This window comes from Neorhizobium turbinariae (assembly GCF_023223505.1).
Taxonomy (GTDB): Bacteria; Pseudomonadota; Alphaproteobacteria; order Rhizobiales; family Rhizobiaceae; genus Neorhizobium; species Neorhizobium turbinariae.
Genome location: NZ_JALPRY010000014.1, coordinates 136,857 through 150,171 on the forward strand (window position 1 = coordinate 136,857; position 13,315 = coordinate 150,171).

16 protein-coding genes are annotated in these 13,315 nt (G+C 61.7%); 13 read left to right on the top strand and 3 right to left on the bottom strand.

What is annotated here, in order from left to right:
* Positions 1 to 18: 18 nt before the first annotated feature.
* The 9 genes from M0654_RS13160 (at position 19) to M0654_RS13200 (ending at position 8,039) form a co-directional block, all read left to right on the top strand.
* Entirely contained in the window at positions 19 to 867 is an 849-nt protein-coding gene (locus tag M0654_RS13160; protein WP_248683512.1) for a segregation and condensation protein A, read from the top strand.
* Between the two features lie 11 nt (positions 868 to 878).
* Positions 879 to 1,574: an SMC-Scp complex subunit ScpB gene (scpB, locus tag M0654_RS13165; protein WP_248683558.1), complete on the top strand. Its 696-nt coding sequence runs from the start codon at positions 879 to 881 to the stop codon at positions 1,572 to 1,574.
* Positions 1,575 to 1,759: 185 nt separating this feature from the next.
* Positions 1,760 to 1,981, top strand: a complete 222-nt coding sequence (locus M0654_RS13170) for a twin-arginine translocase TatA/TatE family subunit (RefSeq protein ID WP_118849540.1) — start codon at positions 1,760 to 1,762, stop codon at positions 1,979 to 1,981.
* 33 nt (positions 1,982 to 2,014) lie between these two features.
* Positions 2,015 to 2,716, top strand: coding sequence for a Sec-independent protein translocase protein TatB (gene tatB, locus M0654_RS13175; protein WP_248683513.1), 702 nt, complete (start codon positions 2,015 to 2,017; stop codon positions 2,714 to 2,716).
* A complete protein-coding gene (gene tatC / locus M0654_RS13180; protein ID WP_118849542.1) occupies positions 2,713 to 3,537 on the top strand; it encodes a twin-arginine translocase subunit TatC in 825 nt (274 codons plus the stop codon). The genes tatB and tatC overlap by 4 nt, the downstream gene beginning before the upstream one ends.
* 51 nt (positions 3,538 to 3,588) lie before the next feature.
* A complete protein-coding gene (gene serS / locus M0654_RS13185) occupies positions 3,589 to 4,872 on the top strand; it encodes a serine--tRNA ligase (RefSeq protein WP_248683514.1) in 1,284 nt (427 codons plus the stop codon).
* Positions 4,872 to 5,642 (top strand): 5'/3'-nucleotidase SurE, encoded by a 771-nt coding sequence (surE, locus tag M0654_RS13190; protein ID WP_118849544.1) that lies wholly within the window; start codon positions 4,872 to 4,874, stop codon positions 5,640 to 5,642. Before serS ends, surE begins: the two co-directional genes overlap by 1 nt.
* Entirely contained in the window at positions 5,639 to 6,292 is a 654-nt protein-coding gene (locus tag M0654_RS13195) for a protein-L-isoaspartate(D-aspartate) O-methyltransferase (RefSeq protein WP_248683515.1), read from the top strand. Before surE ends, M0654_RS13195 begins: the two co-directional genes overlap by 4 nt.
* Positions 6,293 to 6,440: 148 nt before the next feature.
* The gene (locus M0654_RS13200; RefSeq protein ID WP_248683516.1) at positions 6,441 to 8,039 is read left to right on the top strand and encodes a peptidoglycan DD-metalloendopeptidase family protein; all 1,599 of its coding nucleotides are present in this window, start codon (positions 6,441 to 6,443) and stop codon (positions 8,037 to 8,039) included.
* Positions 8,040 to 8,120: 81 nt separating this feature from the next.
* Here M0654_RS13200 and M0654_RS13205 read toward each other — a convergent pair whose 3' ends face one another.
* Entirely contained in the window at positions 8,121 to 8,990 is an 870-nt protein-coding gene (locus M0654_RS13205) for an ATP-binding protein (protein ID WP_248683517.1), read from the bottom strand.
* Between the two features lie 184 nt (positions 8,991 to 9,174).
* On the opposite strand from M0654_RS13205, the gene yajC reads away from it, so the two are divergent.
* From yajC to M0654_RS13225, 4 genes are all read left to right on the top strand, one after another.
* A complete protein-coding gene (gene yajC, locus M0654_RS13210) occupies positions 9,175 to 9,528 on the top strand; it encodes a preprotein translocase subunit YajC (RefSeq protein ID WP_118849548.1) in 354 nt (117 codons plus the stop codon).
* Positions 9,529 to 9,594: 66 nt separating this feature from the next.
* Complete coding sequence (locus tag M0654_RS13215; RefSeq protein WP_248683519.1) at positions 9,595 to 9,981, top strand: Mth938-like domain-containing protein; 387 nt, start codon at positions 9,595 to 9,597, stop codon at positions 9,979 to 9,981.
* Positions 9,981 to 10,844, top strand: a complete 864-nt coding sequence (locus M0654_RS13220; protein ID WP_248683520.1) for a phytoene/squalene synthase family protein — start codon at positions 9,981 to 9,983, stop codon at positions 10,842 to 10,844. Before M0654_RS13215 ends, M0654_RS13220 begins: the two co-directional genes overlap by 1 nt.
* A 71-nt stretch (positions 10,845 to 10,915) precedes the next feature.
* On the top strand, positions 10,916 to 11,401 hold the full coding sequence (locus M0654_RS13225) for a hypothetical protein (protein WP_313791082.1): 486 nt from the start codon (positions 10,916 to 10,918) through the stop codon (positions 11,399 to 11,401).
* Here M0654_RS13225 and trmFO read toward each other — a convergent pair.
* Positions 11,379 to 12,788: a methylenetetrahydrofolate--tRNA-(uracil(54)-C(5))-methyltransferase (FADH(2)-oxidizing) TrmFO gene (gene trmFO, locus M0654_RS13230; protein ID WP_248683521.1), complete on the bottom strand. Its 1,410-nt coding sequence runs from the start codon at positions 12,786 to 12,788 to the stop codon at positions 11,379 to 11,381. The genes M0654_RS13225 and trmFO overlap by 23 nt on opposite strands.
* A 138-nt stretch (positions 12,789 to 12,926) precedes the next feature.
* Positions 12,927 to 13,070, bottom strand: coding sequence for a DUF1127 domain-containing protein (locus tag M0654_RS22945; RefSeq protein ID WP_118849552.1), 144 nt, complete (start codon positions 13,068 to 13,070; stop codon positions 12,927 to 12,929).
* Positions 13,071 to 13,315 lie beyond the last annotated feature (245 nt).

A 13,315-nucleotide genomic window follows, 5' to 3' on the forward strand; every position in this document is an offset into this window, starting at 1 on the left:
GTAACTGAAGGTTTGGGAATGGCCACGACGACATCGCAGGACGCCATCCCGATGGACAAGCTCTGGCAGGGAACCGCCGAGCGCGCGACCGGCGAGGCCGGTTTGGTGATCGATGTCGGCGGCTTCGAAGGGCCGCTCGATCTCCTGCTGCATCTTGCGCGAAACCAGAAGGTCGATCTCGCCCGCATCTCGGTCCTGGCGCTGGCCGAGCAATATCTGCAGTTCATCGAGAGCGCCCGGCGCGTGCGCATCGAACTGGCTGCCGACTATCTCGTCATGGCCGCGTGGCTGGCTTACCTGAAGTCAAAGCTGCTCATTCCGCAGCAGGCGAAGGGCGATGAAGGGCCAAGCGGCGAAGAATTGGCCGCAACGCTTGCCTTCCGCCTGAAGCGCCTCGAAGCGATGCGTGACGCGGCGACCAATCTCGTCAACCGCAACCGTCTTGGCCGCGATATCTTCGCGCGCGGCGCGCCGGAGCATATCCCGCATCGGGTGCAGTCGGCGTTTGAAGCCTCGCTTTACGACCTGCTGTCGGCTTATGCCAACCTGCGCCAGCGCGGTGCGGTGACCCAGGTAACGATCGAGCGCCGCAAGGTGTGGTCGCTCGTTGACGCCCGCGAACTGCTCACCCGCATGCTCGGCGAAATCGGCGATTGGACCACTCTGCAGCACTATCTGCTGCCATACCTGCCGGCGGAAGATCGCGTGACCGCAACCGCAAGCGCCTTTGCGGCAGCCTTGGAACTGGTGCGCGAGGGCAAGTTGGAGATCCGCCAGGACGGCGCCTTCCAGCCGATCTACCTGCGGAAGGGAGATCGGCCGAAGGTGGTCCAGGCGGCGCCAGCAGGTGAGGGAGGCGAGGCATGAGCGCTGAAGACATGGATATCGCTGCCGAGCCGGGTGAAGACGAAGCTTTCTCCTTCAGTGCCGAAGAAGCCGAACGTATCGCCGAAGCGCTGGTGTTCGCCTCCGCCGAGCCCGTGCCCGAATCATTCCTGGCTGAACGCTTGCCGCGTGGTGCGGATGTGCGCGCCATCATGGAGCGGCTGATGGCGGTCTACGCCAAGCGCGGTGTCAACCTCATCCGCACAGGCGACCGCTGGGCCTTCCGAACTGCCGCGGATCTTTCCTTCGTGATCCATCGGGATGACAACGAGGCGCGCAAGCTCTCGCGGGCGGCGCTGGAGGTGCTGGCCATCATTGCCTATCACCAGCCGGTGACGCGCGCGGAGATCGAGGATATCCGCGGCGTGCAGACATCACGTGGCACGCTCGATGTCTTGATGGAGGCGGGCTGGGTGCGCTTCCGCGGCCGGCGCCGCACGCCGGGCCGCCCGGTGACGCTCGGAACCACGCCGGAATTCCTGGATCACTTCGGGCTTGAGGAGTTGCGTGACCTGCCGGGTCTCGAAGAATTGAAGGGCGCGGGATTGCTGTCCGGTCGCATTCCGCCGGGCTTCGCCGTGCCTGCACCGATTGATTCCGACGAGATCTCCGAGGATGAAGATCCGATCACCCAGCTTGATCTTGAGGAACTTGGGTTGCTCGCGCCGCGCGGAGATCCCGAGGATTGAAGGCTTTCTCGCCCTCCAACTCGATATCGAAAAGCGTTTGCCAAGTAACATTTCCACACGTCGTGCTCTTGCTCCTTCGTCTTTCGACGAATAGCGGTGACAGTTAGGAAGTGGGACATTTTGGTGTTTGAAAAAGCTGGATAAACCGCTTACATCGATAAAACGGTTCTTAGGGAGTTGAGTTTATGGGTTCTTTCAGTGTGTGGCATTGGCTGATCGTTCTGGTCATCGTGCTCGTTCTTTTCGGACGTGGCAAGATTCCGGAACTGATGGGCGATTTTGCCAAGGGCATCAAGAGCTTCAAGAAGGGCATGTCTGACGACGACGCTCCGGAAGCCAACGGCTCGACCACTGCCAAGACGGTCGATCACAAGGCGGACGAGGTCAAGGAAACCAGCCGGTCGTAAGACTTGCGCTGCAGGTTCCGGGAGCCTTTCTGAATGCTTGATATCGGTTGGAGCGAACTGCTCGTCATCGCGATCATACTGATCGTGGTGGTGGGTCCGAAGGACTTGCCGCCTATGCTGCGGGCATTCGGCAAGATGACCGCGAACCTGCGCAAGATGGCGGGTGAATTTCGAACCCAGTTCGATGAGGCCTTGCGGGAGGCGGACCTTGACGAGGTGAAGTCGACGCTGACCGATGTCCAGAAGCTGAACCCGACTAACGCGCTGCGGGATGCCATCAATCCGCTGCGCCAGATGGGGCAGGAGATCAAATCCGACCTCCAGCGCGCGACTCAGCTACCGAGCCAGACCACGGCTGAACCGGCCAAGTCGGCAGATGCCATCGGGTCGGGTGAAACTGTTTCTGCTGCAACTGACGAGACCCCGGTTGTCGCCAGCGACACTCAATCCGCGGCAACGCAGACGTCGCCCGTTTCGGCGGCGCCTGTCGCAAGCGCTGCTCCTGCAGGAGTGGCAGGCGAGGCGGCGGCGAAGCCAGTTCGCAAGACTTCTGCACGGGCCAAACCGCAGGCCGATGCTGCCGATATTGCATCTGCGGACGCCAAGCCGGCGCGACGCCGGGTTGCCAAGCCGGCGGCAAAGCCGGCCGCGATCACCGGCGATGGTGAGCCCGTCAAGGCAGCCAGCCGCAAACGTACCGTGAAGAAGACCGACACGCCGAAGGATGACGCATGAGCGGTGATTATGAAGATAAGCCGCAGCCGCTTATGGAGCATCTCCTTGAGCTGCGTACCCGGCTGATCTGGTCGATCGGCGCCTTCTTCGTGGCGTTTGTCGTCTGCTTCTTCTTTGCAAAGCAGCTCTTCAACCTGCTCGTCGTGCCCTACAAATGGGCGGTCGTCTGGGCTGGCCTGGACGTCACGAAGTCGGAGCTGATCTACACCGCGCCGCAGGAATTCTTCTTCACGCAGGTGAAGGTCGCGATGTTCGGCGCGCTGGTGATCGCTTTCCCGGTGATCGCCTCGCAGCTCTACAAGTTCGTCGCTCCCGGCCTCTACAAGAATGAACGTGCGGCCTTCCTGCCGTTCCTGATTGCGTCGCCGATCCTGTTCCTGCTTGGTGGGGCGCTCGTCTACTTCTTCTTCACGCCAATGGTGATGTGGTTCTTCCTCGCCATGCAGCAGGCGCCGTCCGAAGGCGAAGTCGGCATCTCGCTCCTGCCGCGCGTGTCGGAATACCTGAGCCTCATCATGACGCTGGTCCTGTCCTTCGGGCTGGTTTTCCAGTTGCCGGTGGTCACGACGCTGCTTGCTCGCGTCGGGATTCTCAGCAGCGACTGGCTGAAGCAGAAGCGCAAGTTCGCGATCGTGATTGCCTTCGTGGTCGCCGCCGTGCTGACGCCGCCGGATCCGATGTCCCAGATCGGCCTTGCACTGCCGACCATCCTTCTCTACGAGATTTCCATCTACGCCGCACGACTCGTCGAGCGCAAACGTGCTGAAGATGCTCTCCAGGAGGAGCAAGCGTCGGATGTTGCGGAGACGGAGAAGGCTTAAATCTTCGTCGTTGAGGCGGGCATGCGGTAACTGGCTTAGAGGCAAGAACCGATGCTCGATATCAAGTGGATCCGTGAAAACGAAGGTGCTCTGGACGCCGCGCTCAAGAAGCGTGGTGCAGAGCCAATGGCAGCGAGCCTGATTGCATTGGACGACACGCGCCGCGCGGTCATCCAGAAGCTCCAGGACATGCAGTCGCGCCGCAATGCGGCCTCCAAGGAAATCGGCATCGCGCTCAGCCAGCGGAACTCGGAGCTTGCCGAGAAGCTGAAGGCGGAAGTTGCGACGATCAAGGAAACGATGCCTGCCGCAGAGCAGGAGGAGCGCGACGCCGTCGCAGCGCTCGAAGACGCGCTGTCCCGGATCCCGAACATCCCGTTCGATGATGTGCCGGTTGGCAAGGACGAGCACGACAACGTCGTGACCCGCGTCGTGGGCGAGAAGCCGACGTGGACCCATGCTGCCAAGGAACACTACGAGATCGGTGAAGCGCTCGGCTATATGGATTTCGAGCGGGCGACAAAGCTTTCCGGTTCGCGCTTCACGGTGCTGACCGGCCAGCTTGCCCGGTTGGAGCGGGCGCTTGGCCAGTTCATGATCGACATGCACACCACCGAGCACGGCTACACGGAAGTGTCGTCGCCGCTGATGGTGAAGGGCACGGCCATGTTCGGCACGGGCCAGCTTCCGAAGTTCGAGGAAGACCTCTTCAAGACCACGGACGGTCGTTACCTTATCCCGACCGCCGAAGTGACGCTCACCAACCTGGTGGCCGAAGACGTTCTGGAGCAGGAAAAGCTGCCGCTGCGTTTCACGGCGTTGACGCCGTCGTTCCGCTCCGAGGCAGGTTCGGCTGGCCGCGACACGCGCGGCATGCTGCGCCAGCACCAGTTCTGGAAATGCGAGCTCGTTTCGATCACCGACGCTGAATCCTCGGTTGCCGAGCATGAGCGCATGACGGAGTGCGCCGAGAACGTGTTGAAGCGCCTCGGCCTGCATTTTCGCACCATGACGCTTTGCACCGGCGACATGGGCTTTGGTGCCCGCAAGACCTACGACATCGAGGTCTGGCTGCCGGGGCAGGATACCTATCGCGAAATTTCGTCCTGCTCGGTCTGCGGTGACTTCCAGGGTCGTCGCATGAACGCGCGTTACCGCGTCAAGGACGACAAGAACCTGAAGTTCGTCCACACGCTGAATGGCTCGGGTCTCGCCGTCGGCCGCTGCCTCATCGCAGTCATGGAGAACTACCTCAACGAAGATGGTTCGATCACTGTCCCGGACGCTCTCCTGCCTTATATGGGTGGTCTCACGAAGATCGAACGGGCTGCTTAATGCGGATATTGCTGACCAATGATGACGGCATCCACGCCGAAGGGCTGGCGGTGCTCGAGCGAATCGCTCGAAAACTGTCGGACGATGTGTGGATCGTTGCACCGGAAACGGACCAGAGCGGGCTCGCCCACTCGCTGACCCTTTCGGAGCCGCTGCGGCTCCGAAAGGTCGGTGACAAGCATTTCGCGCTGCGCGGTACGCCGACGGATTGCGTCATCATGGGTGTCCGCGAAGTCCTGCCGGAAAAGCCGGATCTTGTGCTTTCGGGTGTGAACGACGGCGCTAACATGGCCGACGACGTGACCTATTCCGGCACGATCGCCGGGGCGATTGAAGGAACGCTGCAGGGTGTTCGCTCCATTGCGCTGAGCCAGGCGGTGCGTCGCGAGAACGGCCGTTTCGTGCCGTGGGACGTCGTGGAATCCTACGCGCCGAACCTGATCCGCAAGCTGCTGAATGTTGATCTGCCGGACGAGACCTTCCTCAACGTCAACTTCCCCAATTGCGAACCATCCGAGGTTCAGGGCGTCGAGGTCACGACGCAGGGCAAGCTGGACTTCGGCCTGACGATCGATGCGCGTGAAGACGGTCGCGGCAAGCCCTACTACTGGCTGCGCTTTGGCGAGCGGAACGGCCGCTTCCGGGCCGGTACGGACATCCAGACGCTGAAGGACAACAAGATCTCGGTAACACCGCTGAAGCTGGACCTGACCGATTATTCGGTTCAGGATCGCGTTGCCGAGGCACTGGGATTCGGAGCAGCCGATTGAAATCGGGCATGATCGAGAAAGAAGGCTTTGCAGCACTCGTGCTGCGTCTTCGCTCGGAAGGAATTTCGGATCTTGATTTGCTGACGGCCGTCGAACAGACGCCGCGCTCTGCCTTCGTGCCTGCGCCCTTTGCCGAAGACGCCTATACGAGCCGCACAATCCCGATCGATTGTGGTTCGTTCATGGAAGGTGCCGACCTGACCCTGCGGCTCCTGCATCGCCTGCAGGTCAAGCCGGGACAGCGGGTGTTGGAAATTGGCACGGGAAGCGGCTTTACCGCAGCAGTGATCGCGCGACTGGCAGAACGTGTGTTGACGATCGACCGCTACCGCACGCTGGCGACAGCGGCTCAGCAACGCATGGATGCATTAGGGCTTTCCAATGTGGTCGTACGCCAGGCCGACGGCAGCAACGGCATGCCGGGCGAGGGGACGTTCGACCGCATCTTCGTGACCGCCGCTTTCCCATCCATGCCGCGCTTTTATGCAGAGCAGCTCACGCATGGCGGCTCGATGGTGGCGCCGCTAATGATCAGCGACGATGCCTGCATGATGGTGCGGTTGACGAAGACAGGCAGCCGTTTCGAGCGGGAAGACCTTTTTCCGGTCCCCTACCTGCCGATCATGCCGAATGTGGCAGCCGCTCTTTGAGAGCTAACCATGGGCGGGCTCAGGCGCGCCTCATCATGGTTATCAATTTCCCAAAAAACTTTAGAGACATGTCGGGCTTTAACCCGGCAGTAAGACTAACGCGCTTTAATGACTCACACACGATGGTTGCGTATCTGTAGGTCGAGTCATGCGTCATATGAGTTCTCCGAAGTCCGGAAAGTCCCTTACCAAGGTCGCGGCTGCGATGCTTCTCGCCAGTGCGGCAACCGGCTGCAGCTCGGATGCGACGCGCTTCTCGGGCCTGTTTTCCAAAACCGATAACATAACGACGGCGTCGATCCCGCAGCGGCAGGGTGCTGGTGCTTATGGTCGGGCTCCGATGCCGAGCGCCGACATCGGCTCCAACCAGGCTTCATTGCCTGCTGTGCCAAGCTACGACTACGGTTCGCGCAACACTGCCACGTCTCAGGCCTATCCGGCCGCTTCGGGCGGTTATACCTCGCCAGCTCGCGTTGCTTCGGCGCCGGTCGCCGTTCAGCGCACCGAACTCGCGCCGCCGAACGCCGGCCGCGATCCGTCCACACGCCAGGAAGCGATGGCCCAGCCATTCCCGGCTCGCCAGGCTGCAAGCGCTCCTGCACCGACGGCATCGCCAACGTCGCGTGGTGACAACCTCACCACCGGCACGGTGAAGCCGCTCGGTTCGCCCCAGAGCGCTGCCAAGGCTCAGCCGATGTCCGGCTGGTCGACCGTCAACGCGCCACGCGTTACGCTGAAGGCCGGTGAGACGGTTTCCACCATGGCAAAGCGATATGGCGTGCCGGAGAAGGAAATCCTGAAGGCCAACGGCGGCAAGGTTTCGCCTGGCCAGTCGATCATAATCCCAACCTTCGGCACCGCACAGAACCCCGCTAAGAATGCTGCCGGCGATATCGATCTCGCCAACCGCGTTCCGGCACCGAGCCGCGAGCCGGAGCAGAAGGTTGCCGTTCTGCCGAGCCGCGACAAGACAGCCGGCGAAGGCGCAAAGATCACGCCGGCTTCGGGCGGCAAGTCGCTCGGTGGCACCTATACGGTCAAGCCAGGCGACTCGCTTGCCAAGATTGCCCGCGAAACCGGCACCTCGGTGGATCAGCTGAAGGCGGCGAACGGCCTGACCTCGGGTATTGTCCGTGTAGGCCAGAAGCTGAAGGTGGCAAACGGCGTGGCCGACCCGGTCACCACGGCATCGGTTCCGCAGCCGGCCGTTGAAAAGCCTGCCGCCGCAAAGCCTGCTGCTCCCGCAGCCGTGGCATCTGCACCAGCCGCTCAGGTGACGCCGGTTTCCGTCAAGTCGACGCCCGAAACTGCATCGGTCTCCGAGGTCGAGAAGAAGTCGGATGTTGCGTCCGTTGCGCCGCAGTCGACCGGCATCGGCAAGTATCGCTGGCCGGTCAACGGCGCCGTCATTGCAAGCTACGGCCAGAATGTCGAAGGCACCCGCAACGACGGCATCAACATCTCCGTTCCGGAAGGCACGCCGATCAAGGCTGCCGAGAACGGCGTCGTCATCTACGCCGGCAACGGCCTGAAGCAACTCGGCAATACCGTTCTTGTCCGTCACGACGACGGCAAGGTCACGGTTTACGGCCATGCGGGCAGCATCAACGTCACGCGCGGCCAGAAGGTCACCCGCGGCCAGACGCTCGCCTCCTCGGGCATGAGCGGTGACGCCAAGCGTCCGCAGGTGCATTTCGAAGTGCGCAAGGACGCGACCCCGGTCAACCCGATTACATACCTTGAATAATGTAGTGCGTTTCAAGGGGACGGCAGAAAGGTCTGGCAGCGATGCCGGACCTTTTTGCTTTTCAGAGGGACGTTGACGAGCTTACTTCTTCAGCGGCTTGCGCAGGCGCCCGGCGAGATCCTGGATATATTGCCAGGCGACGCGACCGGACCGGCCGCCGCGGGTCGTGGCCCATTCAAGCGCTTCAGCGTGCAGGGTTTCCTGGTCGAGCCCAAGGTCGAAGTGCTGGGCATAGCCCTCGATCATCGTCAGGTAATCTTCCTGGCTGCACTTGTGGAAGCCGAGCCACAGGCCGAACCGGTCCGAAAGCGAGACTTTTTCCTCGACTGCTTCCGACGGGTTGATGGCCGTCGACTGTTCATTCTCCATCATGTGCCGGGGCAGGAGGTGGCGCCGGTTTGACGTTGCGTAGAACAGCACGTTGTCCGGCCGGCCTTCGATACCGCCGTCGAGCGCGGCCTTGAGCGACTTGTAGGCGGTATCGTCGTGGTCGAAGGAAAGGTCGTCGCAGAACAGGATGACGCGCTGGTCCGAGGCCTTGAGCAGATCGAGAAGGGCAGGCAGCGTTGCGATATCCTCCCGATGAACTTCGACAAGCTTCAGCGGCACGTTGGTCGACGCGCGTACGTCCTCGTGCACAGCCTTGACCAGCGAGGACTTGCCCATGCCGCGCGCGCCCCAGAGAAGCACGTTGTTGGCCGGGAAGCCTTCTGCGAACCGCAGCGTGTTTTCGTGAAGGATGTCGCGCACGTGGTCGACACCGCGGATCAGGGACAGCGCCACGCGGTTGGGCCGAGGGACGGGCTGGAGGCGCTGGTTGTACGGCATCCAGACGAAGCAGTCGGCGGCACCCCAGTCGTTTACGGCTGGCGGCGGTCCGGCGAGCCGTTCCACGGCGTCAGCAAGCCTGCGGATCTCCTGGAGGATCAGCGTGTTCGTCTCGTCGCTCATGATGCTCTTCCCTTGTCCTGCTTACCCGATAGCGGATTTGGCTGCGGTAACATGGTCGTTTGTGCATCAAAAGCCGCGGAGCCGTGGATTTGGTACTGTTTGTGTTGCATTCCGGGCGGTCGGAATTATAGTCCGGCGGCTTGAAACGGGGGCTCGGCGTCTCCGGTAATCTTAGGAGTTCTCGATGTTCATTACCGAAGCATTTGCCCAGGCCCCGGGTGCAGCACCTTCTGCATTTGGCTCCGGCCTCGAAATGCTTTTCCTTTTCGCGCCGCTGATGGTGGTCTGGTATTTCTTCCTGATCCGGCCGCAGCGCGCCCAGCAGAAGAAGCGCGCTGAAACGCTTGCCAACATCCGTCGTGGCGACCAGGTTGTTCTGGGCGGCGGCATTACGGGCAAGGTTTCGAAGGTCGTGGATGACAACGAACTGGAAGTCGAAATCGCCGACGGCGTAAAGATCCGCGCCATGCGTGCCTATATCGCGGAAGTTCGGGTCAAGGGCGAGCCGGTCAAGGCCGACACTGCTGCCAAGGCCTGATACCGTCTGAAGCTACATGATCGAGCCGCAGCACCGCGGCTCGATTCTAAATCAAGGACTGCGCTGATGGCCAGAGGCATTGAAATGCGTGACGCCCATTTTCCCGGGCAGGCCCCCATCGATGCTTACGGCAATGGCGGCTTTCGGTTTGCCGACATGTCGCACCGCGGTTCGCTTCTGTGTCTCCCGTCCGGAATTCATGGCTGGGAGCTTCAGGAAGGCGAGGCGCTCACCGTCGAGGCGTTCGCCAAGGTGCTGGCGGAGGCAGACGGGATCGAAGTCCTGCTGGTCGGTACCGGCGAAAACATGCGGCCGATTCCCGCGGATCTGAAGGCGGCGCTCAAGGAGCGCGGCATCTCGTCCGACCCGATGAGCACCGGCGCGGCCGTGCGCACGTTCAATATCATGCTCGCCGAATCCCGCGCCGTTGCTGCTGCCCTGATCGCCGTCTGATGGCAAACACCACAAATTCTCCGGCACCGTCACAGGATATTTGCCTCTCGATGCTGCGGGAGATGGATCGTGACCGCTATCTCGCCTGCCTCCTGTCGCCTGCCGACAAGCGGCCGCACCTGGCGGCGCTCTATGCCTTCAACGCCGAGATCGCTCGCGTCCGTGACGTGGTGCGCGAACCGCTGCCGGGGGAAATCCGCCTTCAGTGGTGGCGCGACCTGCTGGAAGGCAATGCCCAGGGGGAAAGCACCGGCAACCCCGTTGCGGCAGGGCTGCTAACGGCGGTCGAGACATTCAACCTGCCGCGCCAGACGCTGGTCAACATGATCGAAGCTCGGATCATGGATCTTTACGATGATCCATTGCCGGACCGGAATTCGTTCGAAGGTTATTCCGGCGAGACGGCTTCGGCGCTGATCCAACTTGCAAGCCTGATCCTGTCTCCCGAAGACGCAGTCAAATCTGCGGAAGCAGCAGGCCATGCCGGGGTGGCGCAGGCAGTCGCTGGCGCACTGCTTCTGATGCCCATCCACCGAAGCCGTCACCAGGTTTACCTGCCGCTCGACATCCTGTCGGCGACCGGGCTCGACCGCGACAGCTTCCTGAAGGCCGACGATCGTGCAAGGGTTTCCGCTGCGGTTGAAGCTTTCGCCGGGCTTGGCCAGGAGCACCTGGTGAAAGCCCGCAAGGCCGCGCCTGTGCCGCCTTCAGTCTTCCCGGCCTACCTCCCGGTCTCACTGGTGGAATTGGTGCTGAAGCGCGCAAGTCGACTGGGTGCCGCTGTCTATGAACAGCCGCTGCAAGCACCACAATGGCGCCGGCAGCTTGTGCTTCTGAAGGCGTCCATCACCCGTCGCTTCTAAAGCGACGCCACATTCGCGCAAGGCTGGAGGCTTAAGACATCAATCGCGAACCTAGATTCGGGAGAAGCGGTTTGAGCCCCATCGTCGTCTGGTCGATCATCATCGTGCTTGTCATGGCGGTTGTGTACTACGTTCGCCGCCTTTCCTCCGGGCGTGATGAGGACGGCAGCCGCTACGATCCCGGCCTCGCGATCCTGGAATTTGGCCGTGCCTTTCCCAACGAAGCCATTCGCAGCCTGCATGTCACTGCCGATGGTGGCGCCATCTTCGTGCGCCTGCACGGCAACAAGGCCGGCTTCATGAAAAGCCACCGCAACCACTTCGCGTGCCACCTGATCCATCCGGGTCGCGTACGGGTTCAGCCGCTGACGTCGGCGAAGGGTTTTACCGTTGAGTTCCTCGACTCGCCGACACAGAGCGGCACCTACGTTTTCGATACGGAAAAGGAAGCAGCCGAAGTCTCGCTCTGGCTGCTCGACAATTACGTGGCGATCGCTGAACGCGACGAGGGAGAAGGCGCCCCAGCGGCAGGCCTCAGTTCCGACCCAGCCAGCTAGCGCAGTCCTTCAAGGCGCGCGCTGAGAGCAACTGCCGCTTCATGATCGTCTTGTCCTTGCCGCGGAAGCGCTTGACGCCTTCCGGCTTGACGATCGACCCGGGTTCGAGGTCCGGGAAAAGCCCAAAATTGACGTTCATCGGCTGGAAGGACCGCTTGCCCGGCTCATCGTCGGATACGAGGTGCCCGCCGGTGATGTGACCAAGGAGCGAGCCAAGCGCGGTGGTCGCCGGCGGCGCGGACAGAGCCTCGCCCTTGCGTTCCGCAGCCGCAAAGCGACCAGCCAACAGGCCGATCGCAGCACTTTCCACATAACCTTCGCAGCCTGTGATCTGACCGGCGAACCGAAGACCAGGGCGGCTCTTCAGGGTGAGTGTCTTGTCGAGCAGGATCGGCGAGTGGATGTAGGTGTTGCGATGCAGGCCGCCGAGACGCGCGAACTCCGCGTTCTGCAGGCCGGGGATCATCCGGAAGATCTCGGCCTGTGCGCCATACTTCAGCTTCGTCTGGAAGCCGACCATGTTGTAGAGCGTGCCGAGCGCGTTGTCCTGGCGCAGTTGCACGACGGCATATGGCTTGACGGTCGGGTTATGCGCATTCGTCAGGCCCATCGGCTTCATCGGACCGTGGCGCAGGGTTTCGCGTCCGCGCTCGGCCATGACTTCGATCGGCAGGCAGCCGTCGAAATAGGGGGTGCCTTCCCATTCCTTGAAGCCGACGGTGTCGCCTGCGATCAGCGCGTCGATGAAGGCATTGTACTGCTCTTCGTCGAGCGGACAGTTGATATAGTCCTTACCCGTGCCGCCGGGGCCAACCTTGTCATAGCGCGACTGGTACCAGCAGATGTCCATGTCGATGGAATCGCGGTGCACGATCGGCGCGATGGCGTCGAAGAAGGCGAGGTGATCCTCGCCTGTTTCAGCCTGGATGGCGGCCGCGAGCGACGGCGAGGTGAGGGGGCCGGTCGCGATGACGGCGAGGTCCCATTCGCGTGGTGGCAGGCCCTGCACTTCTTCACGAACAACCGTGATCAGCGGGTGGTTCTGGATCGCTGCGGTCACGGCATCGGAAAAACCGTCGCGATCGACCGCAAGTGCACCACCGGCAGGCACCTGGTTGCGGTCGGCCGACGCCATGATCAGCGAACCTGCTAGCCGCATCTCGGCATGGATCACGCCAACGGCATTGGCGGTTGCATCATCGGAGCGGAAGGAGTTGGAGCAGACGAGTTCTGCAAGCCCATCGGTCTTGTGCGCATCCGTGCCGCGCACGCCGCGCATTTCATGAAGAACGACCGGAACGCCGGCTGATGCGATCTGCCAGGCCGCTTCGGAACCGGCGAGTCCGCCGCCGATAACATGGATGGGGGAATAGGTATTGGTGCTCATGGGCGCGTCATTATCATGGCCGCCTTGCGACGCAAACGCCTAAGGCATGGGAACACGAGTTTCCCCGAATCAAAAAGGCACCGCGAGGGTGCCTTCGACATGCAGGTATTGCTGGCGCCGCAGGTACGCGGCAGCCGCTTAGCGATAGGAACGGGCAGCAATGCTACGGATGTCGTAGCGGGTCAGGCCGATGTCGTTGAGCGCCTGGTTGGACAGGTTGCCCAGTTCGTTCATCGTGCGGCGGTAGCTGATCCAGTTCTTTGCAATGCGGAGCGGGTTCATGGTCGTTTCCTCAAGATCTTTGTCCTGATGCTCTCATCGTCATCAGCGATGAGCTTGATATAGTGCGTCCATGATGGATATTGCAGTGCGAAAAATGTGCGACTGCTATGCATTTATGCAGGATGATGATGATAAAGAAGGCGGAGGCTGAAAAACGAGCATTCGTCGCGTGTCGGCTAACCCGGTCTGCAAAAACGAAAAGCGCCCCGAATGGAGCGCTTTTGGGGTAGTTCGGTAGGTGCCGG

Bases quoted from the DNA above. Each gene is read 5' to 3' on its own strand.
- scpB (WP_248683558.1), top strand. From the start codon at position 879: ATGGATATCGCTGCCGAGCCGGGTGAAGACGAAGCTTTCTCCTTCAGT.
- serS (WP_248683514.1), top strand. From the start codon at position 3,589: ATGCTCGATATCAAGTGGATCCGTGAAAACGAAGGTGCTCTGGACGCC.
- M0654_RS13160 (WP_248683512.1), top strand. From the start codon at position 19: ATGGCCACGACGACATCGCAGGACGCCATCCCGATGGACAAGCTCTGG.
- M0654_RS13220 (WP_248683520.1), top strand. From the start codon at position 9,981: ATGGCAAACACCACAAATTCTCCGGCACCGTCACAGGATATTTGCCTC.
- M0654_RS13170 (WP_118849540.1), top strand. From the start codon at position 1,760: ATGGGTTCTTTCAGTGTGTGGCATTGGCTGATCGTTCTGGTCATCGTG.
- M0654_RS13215 (WP_248683519.1), top strand. From the start codon at position 9,595: ATGGCCAGAGGCATTGAAATGCGTGACGCCCATTTTCCCGGGCAGGCC.
- trmFO (WP_248683521.1), bottom strand. From the start codon at position 12,788: ATGAGCACCAATACCTATTCCCCCATCCATGTTATCGGCGGCGGACTC.
- M0654_RS13205 (WP_248683517.1), bottom strand. From the start codon at position 8,990: ATGAGCGACGAGACGAACACGCTGATCCTCCAGGAGATCCGCAGGCTT.
- tatC (WP_118849542.1), top strand. From the start codon at position 2,713: ATGAGCGGTGATTATGAAGATAAGCCGCAGCCGCTTATGGAGCATCTC.
- M0654_RS13200 (WP_248683516.1), top strand. From the start codon at position 6,441: ATGCGTCATATGAGTTCTCCGAAGTCCGGAAAGTCCCTTACCAAGGTC.
- M0654_RS22945 (WP_118849552.1), bottom strand. From the start codon at position 13,070: ATGAACCCGCTCCGCATTGCAAAGAACTGGATCAGCTACCGCCGCACG.
- tatB (WP_248683513.1), top strand. From the start codon at position 2,015: ATGCTTGATATCGGTTGGAGCGAACTGCTCGTCATCGCGATCATACTG.
- yajC (WP_118849548.1), top strand. From the start codon at position 9,175: ATGTTCATTACCGAAGCATTTGCCCAGGCCCCGGGTGCAGCACCTTCT.
- surE (WP_118849544.1), top strand. From the start codon at position 4,872: ATGCGGATATTGCTGACCAATGATGACGGCATCCACGCCGAAGGGCTG.